Raw genomic sequence first — 18,190 nt, forward strand, 5'->3', positions numbered from 1 at the left:
TAAGGATAAATCCGCTACTTACTCTTTGTTTGCAGAATCATGAAAAGCGAGCGATACAGCAAGAGTTTGAGCTAAACACAAGGAAGCGGCTTGAGAGCGAAATGCATCCACCTTTGCTTCTTTCACCACAAAACAGACATCACTCGATGAGGCTAATGGGCTAATTTGACTATCGGTAATGATAATTTGTTGAATCGCAGAACCAACTAATGATTCACTGATTGTGGTCGTTTCTTTTGCATAGGGTGAGAAGCTAATCACAATCAATACATCATTTTCTTCAATGGTACTCATCTGCTCTTTAAACATGCCCCCCAATCCATCAATGAGGAAAGCACGCTTGTTTAAGTGACGCAATGCATAAACAAGATACGATGAAACAGAAAATGAACGACCTAAACCCACCACATAGATATTCTTTGCCTGAGCGAGAATCTCAACCGCGCTATCCAAATATTCAACCGGGGTTTGCGCCGCTAACTGATGCATAGCATTGCTATTTGCTCGTGCAAACTCTTGTAGAATATCCATCGGGCGTTCTGGTGGCGTGGTATCCCCTTCCATTTCTTTCAATAACCGAACACGATCCGTATAGCTGGACGTCTCTTCTAATAAATTACTGCGAAATAGTTGTTTCATTTCATTGAAGCCACTGTAACCAAACGCATTGGCAAAGCGGATCAAGGTTGACGGTGGAACATTCGCTTGCTCAGCAATAGCGGAAACCGTTTCAAAAGCAACACTGTTTTTATTATCTAAGACATAAGCAGCCACTTGTTGCAATCTTTTGCTGAGCTCACCATAACGAGTACGGATTTGATCTTCTAATTCACTTAAGGTTGTTGCCGATAACATCCCAACACTCCATCATCTCTTTTAGACAATCTTATTCAAAATAAAACAATAATGAAATTTTTTTTCTGTTTTTATACGAATAAAGTAAAAAATTTAGACCAATCACGATGTTGTAACGTTCATTGCACAAGAGAGCTGACAGCAACGCATTCATCATAATGATCGCAATACCAAAGGTCCCAAACACGGTGTTTGATCTTCACAAATTTCCTCGACCAGCGCCAGAAATAGCTCACCCGTGGCCACGACATCGGCAAAAGCATTATGCGCGAGATAAGGAGGCAACCCTTTCTGTTCTCGAATATGAGCCAATCGTAAATCAGGATACATTATCCCTCGATACTTATTAAGCGAGCGTTCTAATCGCATGGTATCTAAAAATATCAGAGGTAAAGGGAGCGAATCTTCCAGTTGTAGCAACTGACGTAAAAACTGCTTCTCAATTTCAGCGCCATGAGCAATCACCACTTTCCCGCTTAAACTTCCCACCAAACATTCAATCAGTTCATGACGTGATATGCCTCCGAGCAACGTTTCCGGTATAATATGATTAACGACCGCTGTTTCTGCCTCAATGCTTTGCTCTGACCGAACATAATAATGCTGAGCCGTGGCAAGAGACATCACAGGGTAATGAATATTGATCATCCCTACCGATAAAATTTCATCTTGGCTTGGATTAAGTCCCGAGGTCTCAAAATCTAACACCACACACTTTAGCTGCGATAATGGGGTGTTGGGATCAGGGTACGATTTCTTAAAAAGTGGCAGGCAATGAGACGGAATTCGTGATTGAGCTAAAGCGATACAACGTAACTTATCGCTACTGCTAAGCGGGTGTTGACGACGAAACCAATGCTTTATCATCGTAAACGCCCTCCAGCATGATATCGTTGTTTCGCCGCTTCTTGATAGCGAGCAATAATCCTAAATGCATCTTTAAGATGATTGCGTTCAAATGCCGTCAACTCACCCGGAGCGATTTGATTATTCAAGGGTTGCCCGTGTTGTACTTGTTCACCTTGATGGTGAAAGCGGACTTGATTGATAAAGTTTAAAGCTTCTTGTAGCTCTTGCTTGCTGCCATGGCTGATCACACCAAGTTTTGCCGCACACGCTAATCTTTTGTGCGTTTCCGGTACAAAACACCCTGCATTTAAGGCATAAATTCGCGCTAACTCAACAAGTAAATTCACCGCTTGCTGTTTAATATTGAGCACTTGGCGATTATCCCCATCTTTGGTTAACACAAACTGACGAAACAGGCCTAGTGGCGGACTAACGCGCAAAGAGTTTGCCACCATAATAGAAAGAAAGCGCTGGTTTCCTCGGACACAAGTCAGCAAGGTTTGGTTAAGTACCTCAACCAAAGGTTTTGCTCCGTATAAAAAACGCATGTCCAGAAATACGCTGATATCGAGCAATGACTGAGGTTCAGGCAATACCACCCATTGCCTGAAGTTTTTTTGCCATTGATCTAAAGAGACACACCAGCGAGCCTGATTCGCCATCATCTCTCCTGGGCAAAATGGATAACCACAGGCATCAAGCCCATGGCAAACAAACTGTGCTAATTTTTGAAAGTAGGCTCGCTCATTCTGATTCGCTTCTCTAGCCAATATGATGCCACTATCTTGATCGGAATTTAAATGCATCTCTTGGCGAGCCTGAGATCCGGCGGCAAACCAAGCATATTCCATCGGAGGTGGGCCAAATTCGCGCTCAGCCAGTTGCAGTAGCCGTTTATTAAAGGCATCGGCGATCAAGGTCATCATCTGCTGGATAATGGTGGGGGCAACACTGGCAGAGAGTAATGCATCAAATACTGCTTGTCGTTGAGGAATCAGACTCACTAGCTCAATCAAAGACTCCTGCCGGTAAATTCGACTGATCAGAAACACTGCATGAACATGGCTTTTTTCTGTCAAGCTGGTGGCGGTTAATACCCCAACAACCTGCTCCCCCTCCAACACTGGCAAGCTTCGTACATTGTGTAACATCATCATTTCCATCGCTTCAAGCAACAAGGCATCAGACTGAATGGTTTGAGGATGTTGAGTCATAATTTGACTGATGGGCGTATTTAACATTAACCCTGCCGCAATGACTCTTTTGGTCATATCTCGGTCAGTGACCACACCGACTAATTGATCATTATCCATCACTAACGCACTGGAACGGTGACTATTGACCATAATTTGTGCCGCTTCTTGTACCAGAGTATCGGAATGGATTTTTGCCACACTACGATTCATCACCTCTTTGACACGTTTTAAATAGAGCATTTCCTCACCGGCCCATTTCACTCTGGAATGAGCCAAACGCACCGATTCTTTGGAAGAGAAGTGATTTCTAACCGCGGGGTTATCTTGCATGAGCTGTAACAGAACCGTTTTAGGAATGCGATACAGTAACGTGTTTTCTAACGCCACTAGCTGGTAATCACACTCACCCGTACGATACAGCTGGCTAAAACCGAACAGATCACCATCTGCAAGCCGAGCCCGCAAGGTTCCATCCGCATGGTATTGCTCTACCGCGCCTGTTCGCACAAGGTACAAGCCCTGCCCGACAATATGCTCTCCAGCAAGCGGTTTGTCTTGTTTTAAATAGAGAATATCCACTGCTGCCGCTAAGGCATTTTGCTCTTGTTCTCCTAATCGCACAAAGGGATCAATCGAAGAGAGATAACTAACAATATTGGGTAAAAGTGAACGTTCCATCGCAGAGCCTATTTCTATCAACGAAAATCGCTCAATCCTTTTGCGAAAAGATTGAGCGGTATACGTATTTAACTCTAGTAAGCGCCAAGGTAAAAACTTGTCACTATTGAGCGTCTTTCTGAGCTTTGAGTATTTTAGCTCGTGGACTGCGTATTAACTCACGGAAAATAACCCAGAAGACATACCCCAGTGCCCCTACCGCCAATAAATAGTATCCAGACATGACCCAAGTTGGCACATTGTGCGCAAGGAACACATACATAGACACAGAAGAAAGAGTGATCAGCACTGCCACCGCAGGCGTCATAGACCAAGGAGTAATATCCACTTGTTCGGTATAAACATCTTCATGATCTTCCTGGGGATAGAAGTAACCCACCGTCAACATAAAGGCAACGTTGGCAACAAACAATAGCCCAACAAGGTGGAAAAAGTGGATGTCGACTTGGAACACAAAGTTAAATAGAATATAGGCTGATACACCAAAAAGTAGTCCAAGTTTAGCCGCAATGGCTGGCACATGTTTAGTCAGTAACCCAACCAGTACTACACTCAAAATCGGCGAGTTAAACAAACCTTGTTACTGCTGAATAAGATAGAATAGGCCATCTGGCGCGTTGGCAACTAAAGGAGCCACAATCATAGAGATTAACGCTAAGCTTAGCCCTAACCATTTTCCAACAGATACAGTTTGTGCTTCCGTTGCATCAGGTTTAAGCGATTTTTGGAAAATATTGACGGTAAATAGGGTTACCGAAGAGTTTAATCCGCCACTAAAAGTAGAGAACACGGCTCCAACGACTACCGCAGCAAAGAAACCGACCAACATTTCTGGTAAGACAAGTTGCACCAAATTCGGATAAGCATGATCTGGGTTTGCTATCTGTCCATTAAACACATGGAACGCAATAATACCGGGTAAAATGATAATGCTTGGGATCATCAGTTTAAAGAAAGCACAAAGCAGTACCCCTTTTTGCCCTTCTGCTAAGTTTTTCGCCCCCAACGCTTTTTGTACAATCGACTGGTTGGTACACCAAAAGAACATATTAGAGACAATCAACCCAGTAAATAAGGTAGAAAATGGCACCATGGAATCTTCAGAGCCAATAGAGTTAAACTTTTCAGGGTGGGCTTGATACACTTCCACTAATCCTCCCCAGATATCACCATCTCCGACATAAGCCAGAGCGAACAGCGTGACCATCAAACCGCCCGTAATTAACCCTACGCCATTAATGGTATCGGCCACCGCAATGGCCTTAATTCCACCAAACACAGCATAAATAGCTCCAATACCACCCACTCCCCAAACCATAAGCCATAAGGCGGTATCTTTATCAACATTAAAGACATTAGAGACTTGGAATAGGCTTTCCAAAGCAATCGCGCCGGTATAAAGCACAATAGGTAATAATGAAATTACATACATAGCTAAAAATAGAATCGACGTGATGGTCAGCGTTTGCTTATCAAAGCGCTTTTCTAGGTATTCTGGGATGGTAGAAATACCCAGTTTTAAGTAACGAGGTAAAAAGAAAATGGCAAAAAGAACAATGGTCATGGCTGCCATCACTTCCCATGCCATAACGATAAAGCCAGTGCGAAATGATAAGCCATTTAGCCCAACGAGGTGTTCCGTGGAGAGGTTCATTAGCAGCATTGAGCCACCAATATAAACCCCAGTTAACGATCGCCCACCAAGGAAATACCCTTCGGTTGAATCAGTGAGGTGTGCATTGTGCGTTTTATAGTAAGCAAAACCCGCAACGAACAGCGTAAAACCGATAAATGAAATAAAAGTGATCATGGTTCCTCCAATAGCTTTTATTACGCCCAGCACTCTTTTTCATCCATGCAGAGCGATAAGTTAACCCACCCAGTCATTCAGAATGGGTTAACGACGATTTACAGGGTAATTTCACGTCCTGAATGTAGAGATTCCAACGCTTTATCTGCCAGCAATAATGCTTGTTCACCGTCATAACCACTACATTCTGGCTCCGCTCGGCCAGATAATACATTTACAAAGTGTTCCCACTCTGCACGATACGCTTTTTCATAACGCTGTAAGAAGAAATGTTCAGGTTTTGCAGCCACACAGCCTTGCTCTCCCCAAACTTCCACCGCATCTTCATGAATATTATTAGCGCGCAGTAAACCTTTTTCACCATGGAGTTCGATACGTTGATCGTAACCGTAGCCAGAGCGACGGCTATTGGTAATAGTCGCCATCGCCCCAGATGGGAATTTCATCACGATGAAGGCGGTATCAATATCCCCCGCTTGACCAATTTCAGGATCGACAAGATTACTGCCTTGTGCATAAATAGAGACAGGATCTTCTCCCATGATAAAACGAGCCATATCAAAGTCGTGAATCGTCATATCTCGGAACATGCCACCAGAAACTGTGACATATTGAGCAGGAGGTGGTGAAGGATCGCGGGAAGTGATCAGCAGAGATTCCGCTTTACCAATGACACCCGCACTCAGTTGTTCACGGACTTTTCGAAACTGTGGATCATAACGGCGGTTAAACCCGACAAAGAGAGGAACCTGATGCTCTTTGACAATCGCTAAACATTCACGTACTCGTTCAATATCCAAATGAACGGGTTTCTCACAGAAGATAGCTTTCCCTGCTCGTGCTGCCAGTTCAATCAGTTCAGCATGGGTATCCGTCGCAGAGGCAATCAGCACCCCGTGAATATTCGGATCAGCTAACGCTTGTTCAGTCGTCTGAATGTTTGCGCCATACTTGTCGGCCAGTCTTGCGGCACCATCACCATAAGGGTCAATGACAGCGTAGAGGTTGGTTTCTTTATGTTCATCGATATTGACGGCATGAACTTGTCCAATCCGGCCAGCGCCAAACAAAGCAATGTTATACATAGGGTACTCTCCTTATACAGGATGTTTTTATGATCTTTTCATTGAAGCTCTACCGCATAACGAGTATTGATGTTCTCATTTCATTAATGAGCGGAATGGAAACAATGAGTTCTTGTAATGACAAAGACACCATAACAACGAAACAATGATTCCACAATAACCCAAAGTGAAACTTTTATTTTGTTTTTGAGAATTGAGAGTATCGCAATATTTTTGCTCAAAATGGTCATACTGACTTTATTCATCAAGTCTAATATGAGTGAGTTGAACGATACTGTTCAACAAAATAAAACATCATTGATATACAAAGGCTTTTCATTACCACACCAGATAACTGGTTATCTAAATGAAATAAATATTTTATTTTGATTAAAATAAACGATCGTTCCAATGGCTTACATCAAAAACGCAAAAAGTCACAATATGAGAAGAATGTTCTCTTTGTGGCTTTAGTTTAATGAGGCTTTGTTGCGTAAATCTATGGAATTAAATCAAGAAGCTACGATCTGATCAGGCACATTCACTTTACACCGTAGCTTTATGCCTAAACCACGTTATAAAACAACCAACTGAAAACAGTATAATAAAGCCTTAATCAATAGTGGCTATCTCACTTTCTGGATTGATGGAGAGGTTATACGAGAATGAAAACAAGGCAGCGTGAGAGCTCACGTCGCTTCAGTGGATTGGCGATTGCGACGGCACTGATGATGAATCGCATCTTCTCAATACCACTGAGATCAAAATTTACGGTGAAAAAGCATGCTACGAACTGCAAGCGTAGATTTGGTTGGATAAATCCAACCAAATACCTATAAAGCACCAGTGCGAGCTTCTCAATATTACTCGCTTTTATATCGAAGCTCTTGAAGAAGCGCTTAAACACTATGGACCGCCAGATATCTTCAACTTCATATCAAAGCAACCAGTTTACCAGCATTGAGTTCACACAGAAGTTAATCGACCATGGCGTGCAGATCATTATGGATGGGAAAGACTGTTGGATCGATAATGTTTTCATTGAGCGATTATGGCTAAGACTGAATTAACTTACCCCAGATGAAGTCTACTTCGATGGAGAGAGATATACCGCATGAGCCAGATCCCCCCCCTTAAAGAATTAGCTTATGTGTTCACCATTGGGGTCCATTTCTTTGTAGATCTGTTTACCCTACCTTCATGAATTTTTCCTAATTCTACGAACCATCCAGTGATAACCAGCGCAATTAAGAGTAATGTTGCTAACGAAACGGATAATTCATGATGAATTTTTCATCAATGCATCTTTACGCAAGCGCCATACTGTCAGTAACATCGCCAGTAATGCTAGTACGCTCATGCCAATATAAACCAAGCTAAAACCTTGTGATAATACTTGAGTGGAAACGCCGGCCTGCTCGGCACCGTGTTCCGCAACCATGACTTCGCTCGGCACTCTCAGATAAAAGAGCGCGGAACAGAACGCAACACCGAGTGCACCGCCGAGTTCTCGTCCAAAATTAAACAGTGACATGCCAATGCCGCGATCACGTGCGGGTAAGACACTTTGTACAACAACGCCTAAGGCCGGTAAGGTTAAACCAATACCTATACCCGCAAAACCCAATGCAAATTTCACCCACATATCGTAATGAACTTGCCACAATGCAGCCATAGCTAAAGCAAAACCGACGATCACTAACATCTTATAACGACCAAACTTCGCGATGAGCTTCCCACCCACATAAGCGCCAGAGGTAATACAGACCATGAAGATCACCATAATGGCACCGCTTTCTGACGGAGTGAGTCCTTTTTGCCATTGAAACTGCAGTGGTAAATAGACCAAAAGCGCAAACATCAGCATTTGCGATCCCATAATAAGAACAATCGCGGTCAGATAATTCGGAAGACGTGCTAAACGCGCCGGTAAAATAGGATCACTCACTCTGCGTTCAACAACCACCAAAGCAACTAAACACGCCAGTAATGCAAACGCGCCCCAGCCAGTAGGGATAAATGAATGTGAAGAAAGTAATAACAGCAGCAAAGTCGTCGCACTCATGAGTAACGCTGCTCCCACCCAATCAAAGCGACTATCTCTGCGTTTATTGAGATGCTTCAAATAGCGGTTAACCATGTAAAGTGCCACCAACCCTAGCGGTAAATTAATACCGAATACCCACCGCCAACTGAGGTAGTCAGCAAAATAGCCGCCAAGTAGTGGCCCTGCAATACTGGACACCGCATAAACCGCTGAAATATAACCTTGGTACTTGCCCACTTCGCGCGCAGGAATTGAATCGGCGATAACGGTAAATGCCAGAGCTATTAAGCCTCCACCGCCAATCCCTTGAATCACACGAGCACCAATTAAACTGGGTAGATCAAAAGCAAAGGTACACAGCGCGGAACCCAACATAAAGATCACGATACTGACATTTAGCATCCGAACTCGTCCGAACAAGTCGCTCAGTTTACCGTAGACGGGCAATACAGCGGTCGATGCTAATAGATAAGCAGTAATCACCCATGTTAATGCTTGTCCTGCCGAGAGATCTTGCCCAATAAGAGCCAATGGAGTGGTAACGATGCTTTTTTCAAGCGAGCCTAAAGCGATGACTAAAGCAACGCTGGCAAAAATAATTTTCGGATTAGCCGAATAAGTTGAATCGGTAGGCATGTGCCCCTCATATGAATTTGATTAGAATGCGCGACCGACACGATAACGTAATAGTGCACATCCTAAAATAGGATAGAATGGGATGGCTTATTGCATAAATGGGATTAATGATGAAACTTGATGATTTATCACTCTTTTTAACGGTAGTGAAATGTGGCAATTTTACGCTGGCAGCAAAACAAAAAGCCTTGTCCACCAGCACGTTGAGCCGCAGAATTCAGCAGTTGGAGCAAGATATTGGCAGCATTCTACTGATCAGAAACAGTAAAGAAGTGGTACTAACGAAAGAAGGCGAGCATTTGTTTGAAACCTATGCCAACCTATTTAGCCAAATAGAAGATAAACAAGCACAAGCTTTAAAAGCCAAACAAGAGTTTAGAGGCGAGATCGTCATTAACGCGCCAATCCTACCCATTCGGCATCAGCTAAGTCCATTAGCACTGGAATTTTGTCAGCAACATCCTAAAGTCAACATTCGTATTCAAGTCGGTGCAGGGCTGGATTATCATACCCAGCACGACCTTGATATAGCGCTACGTTTTGGTCCACAACCGCAATCCGATTGGGTTGCGCGCAAACTAGCTAATAACCCTTCCGTGTTGTGCACAAGCCCTGACTACTCGGCCTCTTTGCTGCTAAAACATCCAGAGCAATTACTTTCTCTGCCACTACTCACTTTAAATACCAAACAAGCGTGGATATTTGAACATCAGCAAAGCAAAGAACGTTTTCAATTTATCCCTCAGGCACGTATTAGCTCTGAGGAAATTGATACGATTTTACAAGCCACATTCATGAATATGGGTATTGCAAGGTTACCTAAAGGATTAATTGATAAGGAGTTAGAGGAGAAACGATTAGTGCCATTATTGCCTAATTGGCAGATTGAAGGAGCGGATGTTTATTTGCTGCACCCTCAGAGACGTTTTCTTCCTGAGCGAACTCAGGCATTTATTGACTACATCATCAATCACTGGTCGCGCTTTGCTTTCAGTTACTGGCGTACTTGAGAATGTACAACACCACACCATACTGCTCAAATAAAAAACCACTTCTTGCTACTAACGAGCAAGAAGTGGTTGAAAGCGATTGAGTGACTAGATTAAAGAAAGTGGAAGGTCGCGTTGAATGAAACCGTACCAATATCGTCATCGCCTAAAGTGTAATTCATGTAACTTGCACCAACTGAAATTGGCCCCATCAGGAAGTATTCAGCGCCTACACCGTACATGATGTCAAAACCATCATCTATTTTATTGCTGTTTAATTTTTTATCCCAAGAGTGCAAACCACCCTTGGCATACACATGCAGAGGGCCAAAATCAATGCTTGGTTTTACCGCAAAATAAACAGAAGAGGCCGCGATTTCATTCGTGGCAGTGACTTCAAATTTGCCATGGTCGGTGTAACCCGCTTCGAGGCCAATCAGAGGAAGAATACCAGTACCGGCATGAATGTTGTACGAAGTACCGCTTTTACCATTCAAATCCGATTGGCCTACCGATGCGCCGCCATAAATCCAAGAGTCAGCAAACGCCATTGAAGATGTACTGATCAGCGCCAGTGCGATTAAAGTCTTTTTCATGATGAACCTTCTTTATTTAATTTGGCAGTGGCCTCAAAACGGCGACCGATTGCCACATAGCGTCAAATTATAGTGAACTGTTGGTTAGATGCAAATCTTATACCTAACAAGCATCAATCGCATTTTTTATACGTTTATCTGAAACTGGATAAGGAGTGCCAAGTTGCTGAGCAAATAAACTCACGCGAAGCTCTTCAATCATCCAACGGATCTCTTTAACATTTTCAGGTACTTCTGCACCACGAGGTATCTTGTTTAGTAGCGCTTTGTAATCATTAGTTACCGCTTCAATTTTCAACATGTGCAAACGATCCTTATTTGGGTCAATGGGTAACTTCTCCATCCGACGTTCAATCGCGCGCATGTAACGCAGAATATCCGGCAAACGCTTCCAGCCGCATTCGGTGGCAAAGCCTTTAAAGATCAAACCTTCGATCTGCGCTTTGATATCCGATAACGCAAAAGCCATCGTAAAATCGATTTTCCCTTTCAGCTTTTTATTAATGATGAATGCCTTGGTAAGGATCGTCTCCACTTGTTGGGCGATATCGACCACAGTATCGCCCAATTCAGCGCGCACAAACTCTTTCAGTGCCTCAAACTGCTCCGGCTCCCACACTAAACCGCCTTGCTGCTCAATTAACTTATCAATCCCACAAGCAATACAGTCATCAATCAGGTCCAGTACTTTGCCATACGGGTTAAAGTAGAGCCCCAATTTTGATTTGTTCGGTAAATTGGTGTGCAGATATTTAATCGGTGAAGGAACGTTCAGCAAAATCAGACGCCTTTGCCCTGCTTTCATTGCATTGAGTTGTTCTTGCTCGGTCTCAAAAAGCTTAATTTCAACACTCTCTTTACTATCTACTAACGCTGGATAGGCTTTAACCTCGAAACCGCCGCGCTTTTGTTGGTACACTTTCGGTAATTCACCAAAGCTCCACGTATGCAGACCTTGCTGTTCAATATCATCGTCTGCCACTTGAGAGAGTGTTTCTTGTACTTTCTCTTTCAAACTCTCTTTCAGCTGATATAAATCTTTATGCTCGTTGAGTTTGCGATTTTTATGATCCACCGCGCGAAAAGTGATTTTTAAATGATCCGGAACTTGCTCTAACTTCCAATCTTCACGCTTCACCTCGACGCCCGTCATGCGTCTTAACTCTTTTTCCATCGCATCCAATAAAGGCAATTCCATCGGTGTGACACGAGCTAAAAACGCATCCGCATAGTTAGGTGCCGGTACAAAGTTTTTGCGCAGTGTTTTAGGCAAAGACTTGATGAGGCTGACAACCAATTCATGACGTAACCCGGGGATCTGCCAATCAAACCCTGTCGGCTCAATTTGATTTAGGATCGGCAATGGTAAATGCACCGTGACACCGTCACTATCCACGCCAGGTTCAAATTGATAGCTGAGCTTCAGCTTAATACCGTTTTGATGCCAAAAGTTGGGATAATCTAAATCAGTGATGTGGCTAGCATCACCTTTAAATAGCATCTCTTTTTCAAAGTTGAGTAGATCTGGGGTGGCTTTGCTGACTTTTCGCCACCACGCATCAAAATGACGCCCAGAGACCACATCCGTTGCGACTCGCTGATCGTAGAACTCGAAAAGCTGTTCATCATCAATCAAAATATCGCGGCGGCGAGATTTATGCTCAAGCTCCTCGACTTCAAGTAATAAGCGACGGTTTTGCTTGAAAAACGCATGTTTGGTTTCCCAATCACCTTCAACTAATGCGCTGCGAATGAAAATCTCACGACATAGTGGCTCGTCAATGGTGCTGTAGTTAATCAAACGTTTAGGCACAATAGGAATGCCATATAACATCACTTTTTCATAGGCCATGACGGCGGCTTGTTTTTTTGACCAATGCGGTTCGCTGTAGCTACGCTTGATCAAATGCTGTGCCAGCGGTTCCACCCATTCAGGCTGGATTTTAGCTGCAATACGCCCCCACAGTTTAGAGGTTTCCACCAATTCGGCGACCATCACCCACTTGGGCTGCTTTTTAAACAGACCAGAAGCGGGAAAGATATTAAAGCGGGCGTTACGAGCCCCTTGGTATTCATTTTTCTCTTGGTCTTTGATACCGATGTGCGACAGTAAACCAACCAAAATTGCACTGTGGATATTTTGGTAATTGCCCGGTTCGTCGTTCAATTTGTAATCCATTTCACGCATCGATTGGTGAATTTGGAAGTAGACATCCTGCCATTCGCGTACCCGCAAATAATTGAGGTAATCTTGTTTGCACTGCTTACGAAATTGGCTGCTGCTTAACGCTTTTTGCTCAGCTTGAATGTGGTTCCACAAATTCACTAGGCTCAGGAAATCGGACTCTTCATCAAAAAATCGGCGATGTTTCTCATCTGAGGCTTGTTGTTTATCTGATGGGCGTTCACGTGGGTCTTGAATCGAAAGTGCAGCGGCAATCACCATCAGCTCTTTTACGCAGCCAAGCTTTGGCGCTTCGAGCACCATACGCGCCAAACGGGGATCAATCGGCAAGCGTGCTAATTTGCGCCCCATATCCGTCAACTGCTTTTTGCTGTCGTTACTATGTTTATTGGTATCAGGAACAATCGCACCAAGCTCTTCAAGCAAACGCACACCATCTTGAATGTTGCGTTTATCCGGCGCTTCCACAAACGGGAATGCTTCAATATCACCCAGCCCAAGTGCGGTCATTTGTAAAATAACCGAGGCTAAGTTGGTACGCAGTATTTCCGGATCGGTAAATTCTGGGCGTGAAAGAAAATCCTCTTCGGAATAGAGGCGTATGCAGATCCCTTCTTCAACACGGCCACAACGTCCTTTACGCTGATTTGCACTCGCTTGAGAAATTGGTTCAATCGGCAAACGTTGGACTTTGGTGCGGTAGCTATAACGGCTGATACGCGCCGTACCAGGGTCGATGACATATTTGATCCCCGGAACGGTAAGGGATGTTTCTGCCACGTTGGTGGCTAAAACAATGCGCCGCCCTATATGGGGCTGAAAGATTTTATTCTGCTCACCGGCGGATAATCGTGCATAAAGCGGCACAATTTCAGTATCACGTAAGTTACGTTTACTGAGCGCATCGGCCGTATCACGAATTTCTCGCTCACCATTCATGAAGATCAGAATATCGCCAAGCCCTTCAGCACAGAGTTCATCGACGGCTTCAAAAATACCTTCAAGTTGATCGCGGTCTGCGTCCTCTTCACCAAGCAGTGGTCGATAACGCGTATCGACCGGATAAGTACGACCCGACACTTCAATGATAGGCGCACCGCTAAAATGGTTAGAGAAGCGTTCAGGATCGATGGTGGCCGAAGTAATGATGACTTTGAGATCCGGACGACGCGGCAGCAGTTCTTTCAAATAACCTAAGATAAAATCGATATTTAAGCTGCGCTCATGTGCTTCATCGATAATGATGGTGTCGTACTGATTGAGAAAACGATCATGCTGGATTTCGGCCAACAATATCCCGTCAGTCATCAATTTGATCTGAGTCTGCTCGGAAATTTGATCGTTAAAACGAACTTTATAGCCAACAAAGCCCCCCAGTTCTGTTTCCATCTCTTGCGCTATTCGGCTCGCCACCGAACGCGCAGCAAGGCGACGTGGTTGCGTATGGCCAATCAGGCCATATTTACCGCGCCCAAGTTCTGCGCAAATTTTGGGTAACTGAGTCGTTTTGCCTGACCCTGTTTCACCCGCCACAATTACCACTTGGTTTTCAGCAATCGCTTTGGCGATATCATCGCGTTTTTGGCTTACGGGCAATAAATCAGGGTAGTCGATGGTAACGCGGCTGTTGAGACGCTGCTGCGCCACCATCATTGACTGAGCAATATCGAGCGCAATTTGATCAAAAACGGCATGTTTGGCTTGCTCATTTTTTATTTTGCTCGCACCAGAGATGCGTTTACTCAGACGAAAACGATCACGCATCATGCATTCTTTCAATGCATTGCGCAGAGATGCCGCACTGTTGCTGCTAGCGTTCATTGACTTGTGTTGATTGGGCTGTGACGAGGTCAAAGCATTTCCTATTCATTTCATTACATAAAACTGAGCGGATTGTAGCATAATCAACGCGCCTGCAATCAGTTATCCTTTCACAAACGGCGAGCATTTATTCGCTTCCTCCTCGATTCCGGTATGTTTTGCCATCGTTCGTATGATTAAGCGATTTAAAATTGGGCAATCGGATCAGGATTTCTTATGTTTATAAGAAAATCGCCGCTACAATAGCGACATGATTACTGAAACGATAAAACTGTGAAAGCATCTGAACTGAAACACATACTCGATTCACTACCCGATAACACCGATCCAGAATTGGTGATGGGTGAGGCTTGGTTGCCTGAACGTCTTATTGACACACAATTGGACGGCCATTTTCTGTTTCTAGAGTTTGATAATGCGCCCGAGGAAGGTGAAGGAGAGGAAGAAGGTCGCGGTTTTGTTGAACATGAGATTGCCATGATACGGCGACGCTTTGAAGAAATTTTGCTAGAAAAAGCGGACAATAAATCCAAAGCCGATGCCATGTTAGCGCTTTTCCTGATGGGGCATGAATACTCAAGTTCAGAAGTCATTGAAATACTAGAAGACCCTAGCGTTCCTCAAGATCCGAATGATTTTTATCACGAGAACGATGAAGATGAATCTCTTGATATTTAGAATCTCACTTTATTCTGACTTGTGTTTTGCTCAATACGTCACTATTTAAACAATAATGACTCGAAATTTTCAGTAGGTTTTTTTATGTTTAATGCCATTACATCGCTATTCAAGCAACTCTTGGACGGAGAAGATTTAGGCCAGCGTTCCAACACTAACCCCAACCTAGCGATTGCTTGTTTGCTCAGAGAAGTGGCAGGAGCCGATCATCAAATTGACACACGAGAAAATGACGCTAAGTTTCAATTAGTTAAACGACTATTAGCGTTAGATGATACAGAAACCACGGAACTGCTCATTCGGGCAGAACAAAGCGTCAAACAGTCAGCTTCATTGTATGATTTCACTTCACAATTACGCGAGCTCTCGCAAGATACGCGATATGAACTTATCAAGGCGATGTGGCAAGTGGCGCACGCGGACGGTGAGATAGACCCACTCGAAGAGGCGGTGATCCGCAAAGCGGCAGAATTATTGTATGTCGACCACAGTGAATTTATCCGTGCTAAACTTTCCGCTCAAAAATAGAGCGGATTACAACATCGTTAACGCCAATTTCGCAAGGTTGTAGGCATCAACATAAGCGGAGTGCTGTCGCCCTTCCCACTCAATGCCTTGCGCTTCTTGTGCGGCGCGGTGACCAATACGTTTTTCTTTCATTCTCTGCTGAATACGGTAGAGCGTTGCTAGGTTGATGAACTCGCTAAAAGGCATAACGATCCCCTTCTGCTCACACTCTTTAGCTAAAATTTGGTCATCACGCCCCCACGAAACATAAATCTTGTTTGGGCCGCCAAAATTCTTGACCATTGATTGAACGACACCTGCAAGTGGTCGCCCCTGTTTTTCAATCTTACGCGGAGTTATCCCGGTTAACTCACTACAAAACAGCGAAATTTCGTCTTGCTCTGGCCTGACATAATATTGAGCACGCTTCACAATCGTGCCCAACTGTACATCAATTTCAGCTAAACCCACTTCAATGATTTCACCCGTTGTCCCAACCCCATTTTCATTCCAGCAGCACATTTCTAAATCGAAGCAGACAACTCGGTTATAGTTCATTGTTCAGGCGTATCCTTTAGATATAAGTGGTCAAAGAACGCTATCTTACTCGACTCCTCTCAAAAACTCGACTCTCGCCCTTTCGTTCGGACAGTTATTGGGCGATTGACACTCGGTTGCGACCATTTTCTTTGCTTTCGTATAACTTGCTGTCTGCCAAATGTAATAAAGACTCTTGATCATAAGTATGATTGATCGCCGCCCCAATGCTGAGCGTGCAATACAGCACCTCATCCATGAACTCATATCCGGTTGATTCAACAGCCGCTCGTAACGTTTCTAAATAACACTGCAAAGGTTGAAGTTCTGACAATTCACAAATAATGCAAAATTCGTCCCCACCTAACCGAGCTAAAACATCATTATTTCCCATATGACGTGAAATAACCGTTGTGATATGTATTAGCATCTCATCGCCTGCAATGTGGCTATGGTTGTCATTAATCAGTTTAAAATCATCGACATCGAACATTACCAACGAAAAAGCTTTTTTCTGTAAGACGTTCTCTTGCAGTAAACGTCCGAATGCACGTCGGTTATACAACCCAGTCAAACTATCGTGGTCCGCTAAAAAGCGCAGTTCTTCAGTACGTTCTTCTAGCATCTCGCTAAGATGAAGTTTTTCTCTCATCAACAAATAGACAACATAACCTAACAAGATCGAAATAATTAAACCACCGACGCTGAGCGCTACTAAAATCCACTGTATGTTGCTCGCTATTGGTTCTGAGAACTTAAAATCAATTTTCCAATCACGGTTAGGCAGAGATAAGCGTTTCTCTATTTCTATGCCTTTGATTGAATCCCAATCTGGGCTTTGGAATAGAATCGGATCATCTTCGGCATCAAATCCGAGATCGGTTACTTTCATATACAATCGATGATCGGATGCCGTGCGGCTCACCAATCCATCAAAATAAGTAGAGAGTCGAATAACACCCACTACCACACCAATCATTTCCTGTTTGTTGTAGTTGAAAACGGGATGATATACCAATAGTCCATCCTTTTTGTGGTGTGCTTCTATGCCATCTTGCAATAGGCGGACCTTATCGGATATAGCAGGTAGCCCCGTACTCTCAATATGTGCAGCAATTCTTTGAAAGCGAGGGCGTAGCGAATAGAAACCGAGCAATTCAAGGTTACTTTTGGTTTGAGGATAAATATCACTCAGAACATAAACGGGTTGTTCATTATCTTCAGAAAATCCAATCACCTTTTGACCCGCTTTAGGTACTGTAAATAACTCAAATTGAGGCAAACGATCCCTCATTAATGTTACAAATTCGTCAGCATCATCTTTCGTCACTTTCGCTAACCATTGCAAACCGATAAGGCTGTAGGATGTTGACATAACACCATGAGCAAAAACGTCAAATCCTTGCACATTGCCCCCCTCGGTAGCATGCAAAAAATTGGCAGCCGAACCAATAAAACTGACATCATTTCCAACCAACGTGTCTAATATGCTTGCTTGATGTTCAGCGTGGCTATCAAACAACATGACAATATGATTCTTTTGATTAATGTAGAGTAATGAGATGACTGACGCTGTCATCATTAAGGTAATAATTGAAATACATAAAGGATAGATCACCTTTTTGTCGCTCTCGAACATAACAGCCTCTCCGTGGCTCAGGACTCAGGACTCAGGACTCAGGACTCAGGACTCAGGACTCAAATTACTCTTATAAAAGTAGGTAAATCAATAGCCAGTCACC

The 18,190-nt window shown here is 43.7% G+C and carries 14 protein-coding genes and 2 pseudogenes; 5 read left to right on the top strand and 11 right to left on the bottom strand.

What is annotated here, in order from left to right; all coding sequences use genetic code 11:
- Positions 1–18 precede the first annotated feature (18 nt).
- The 6 genes from AACR75_RS05410 to iolG all read right to left on the bottom strand — a co-directional run bounded on the left by AACR75_RS05410 (position 19) and on the right by iolG (position 6,473).
- Positions 19–855 carry a MurR/RpiR family transcriptional regulator gene (locus tag AACR75_RS05410; protein ID WP_017047605.1) on the bottom strand — a complete coding sequence of 279 codons (837 nt, stop codon included), beginning with the start codon at positions 853–855 and terminating at the stop codon, positions 19–21.
- Between the two features lie 153 nt (positions 856–1,008).
- Positions 1,009–1,722 (bottom strand): exonuclease domain-containing protein, encoded by a 714-nt coding sequence (locus tag AACR75_RS05415; protein WP_047689071.1) that lies wholly within the window; start codon positions 1,720–1,722, stop codon positions 1,009–1,011.
- The gene (locus AACR75_RS05420) at positions 1,719–3,578 is read right to left on the bottom strand and encodes a DUF294 nucleotidyltransferase-like domain-containing protein (RefSeq protein WP_047689073.1); all 1,860 of its coding nucleotides are present in this window, start codon (positions 3,576–3,578) and stop codon (positions 1,719–1,721) included. Before AACR75_RS05420 ends, AACR75_RS05415 begins: the two co-directional genes overlap by 4 nt.
- Positions 3,579–3,681: 103 nt before the next feature.
- Positions 3,682–4,152, bottom strand: coding sequence for a hypothetical protein (locus tag AACR75_RS05425; RefSeq protein ID WP_231564185.1), 471 nt, complete (start codon positions 4,150–4,152; stop codon positions 3,682–3,684).
- Between the two features lie 6 nt (positions 4,153–4,158).
- Entirely contained in the window at positions 4,159–5,388 is a 1,230-nt protein-coding gene (locus tag AACR75_RS05430) for a solute:sodium symporter family transporter (RefSeq protein WP_231564186.1), read from the bottom strand.
- A gap of 98 nt (positions 5,389–5,486) precedes the next feature.
- Positions 5,487–6,473, bottom strand: a complete 987-nt coding sequence (gene iolG / locus AACR75_RS05435; RefSeq protein ID WP_047689075.1) for an inositol 2-dehydrogenase — start codon at positions 6,471–6,473, stop codon at positions 5,487–5,489.
- Between the two features lie 594 nt (positions 6,474–7,067).
- Between iolG and AACR75_RS05440 the strand changes: the two are divergent.
- Positions 7,068–7,216 (top strand): annotated as a pseudogene (locus AACR75_RS05440) (IS5/IS1182 family transposase); the annotation flags it as partial.
- A 101-nt stretch (positions 7,217–7,317) separates the two neighbouring features.
- Positions 7,318–7,516, top strand: a pseudogene (locus AACR75_RS05445) (IS3-like element ISVpa4 family transposase); the annotation flags it as partial.
- 215 nt (positions 7,517–7,731) lie between these two features.
- On the opposite strand, the gene AACR75_RS05450 reads toward AACR75_RS05445, so the two are convergent.
- Positions 7,732–9,135 (bottom strand): MDR family MFS transporter, encoded by a 1,404-nt coding sequence (locus AACR75_RS05450; protein ID WP_047689078.1) that lies wholly within the window; start codon positions 9,133–9,135, stop codon positions 7,732–7,734.
- Positions 9,136–9,233: 98 nt separating this feature from the next.
- Between AACR75_RS05450 and AACR75_RS05455 the strand changes: the two genes are divergently transcribed.
- Complete coding sequence (locus AACR75_RS05455) at positions 9,234–10,145, top strand: LysR family transcriptional regulator (RefSeq protein WP_013856811.1); 912 nt, start codon at positions 9,234–9,236, stop codon at positions 10,143–10,145.
- 92 nt (positions 10,146–10,237) lie between these two features.
- On the opposite strand, the gene AACR75_RS05460 is transcribed toward AACR75_RS05455, so the two are convergent.
- Positions 10,238–10,720 carry a porin family protein gene (locus tag AACR75_RS05460; RefSeq protein WP_017044743.1) on the bottom strand — a complete coding sequence of 161 codons (483 nt, stop codon included), beginning with the start codon at positions 10,718–10,720 and terminating at the stop codon, positions 10,238–10,240.
- 103 nt (positions 10,721–10,823) lie between these two features.
- Positions 10,824–14,759 carry an ATP-dependent RNA helicase HrpA gene (gene hrpA, locus AACR75_RS05465; protein ID WP_047689081.1) on the bottom strand — a complete coding sequence of 1,312 codons (3,936 nt, stop codon included), beginning with the start codon at positions 14,757–14,759 and terminating at the stop codon, positions 10,824–10,826.
- A gap of 240 nt (positions 14,760–14,999) precedes the next feature.
- Between hrpA and AACR75_RS05470 the strand changes: the two genes are divergently transcribed.
- Positions 15,000–15,404, top strand: coding sequence for a hypothetical protein (locus AACR75_RS05470; RefSeq protein WP_017050533.1), 405 nt, complete (start codon positions 15,000–15,002; stop codon positions 15,402–15,404).
- Positions 15,405–15,488: 84 nt separating this feature from the next.
- The gene (locus AACR75_RS05475; protein WP_026027231.1) at positions 15,489–15,932 is read left to right on the top strand and encodes a tellurite resistance TerB family protein; all 444 of its coding nucleotides are present in this window, start codon (positions 15,489–15,491) and stop codon (positions 15,930–15,932) included.
- Positions 15,933–15,938: 6 nt separating this feature from the next.
- On the opposite strand, the gene AACR75_RS05480 is transcribed toward AACR75_RS05475, so the two are convergent.
- Both AACR75_RS05480 and AACR75_RS05485 read right to left on the bottom strand, forming a co-directional pair.
- Positions 15,939–16,469 (bottom strand): 3'-5' exonuclease, encoded by a 531-nt coding sequence (locus tag AACR75_RS05480; protein WP_047689084.1) that lies wholly within the window; start codon positions 16,467–16,469, stop codon positions 15,939–15,941.
- Positions 16,470–16,563: 94 nt separating this feature from the next.
- Positions 16,564–18,087, bottom strand: a complete 1,524-nt coding sequence (locus tag AACR75_RS05485) for a sensor domain-containing diguanylate cyclase (protein ID WP_047689086.1) — start codon at positions 18,085–18,087, stop codon at positions 16,564–16,566.
- Positions 18,088–18,190: the final 103 nt, after the last annotated feature.

This window comes from Vibrio sp. ZOR0018, from assembly GCF_963865925.1.
In the GTDB taxonomy this organism is placed as follows: domain Bacteria; phylum Pseudomonadota; class Gammaproteobacteria; order Enterobacterales; family Vibrionaceae; genus Vibrio; species Vibrio anguillarum.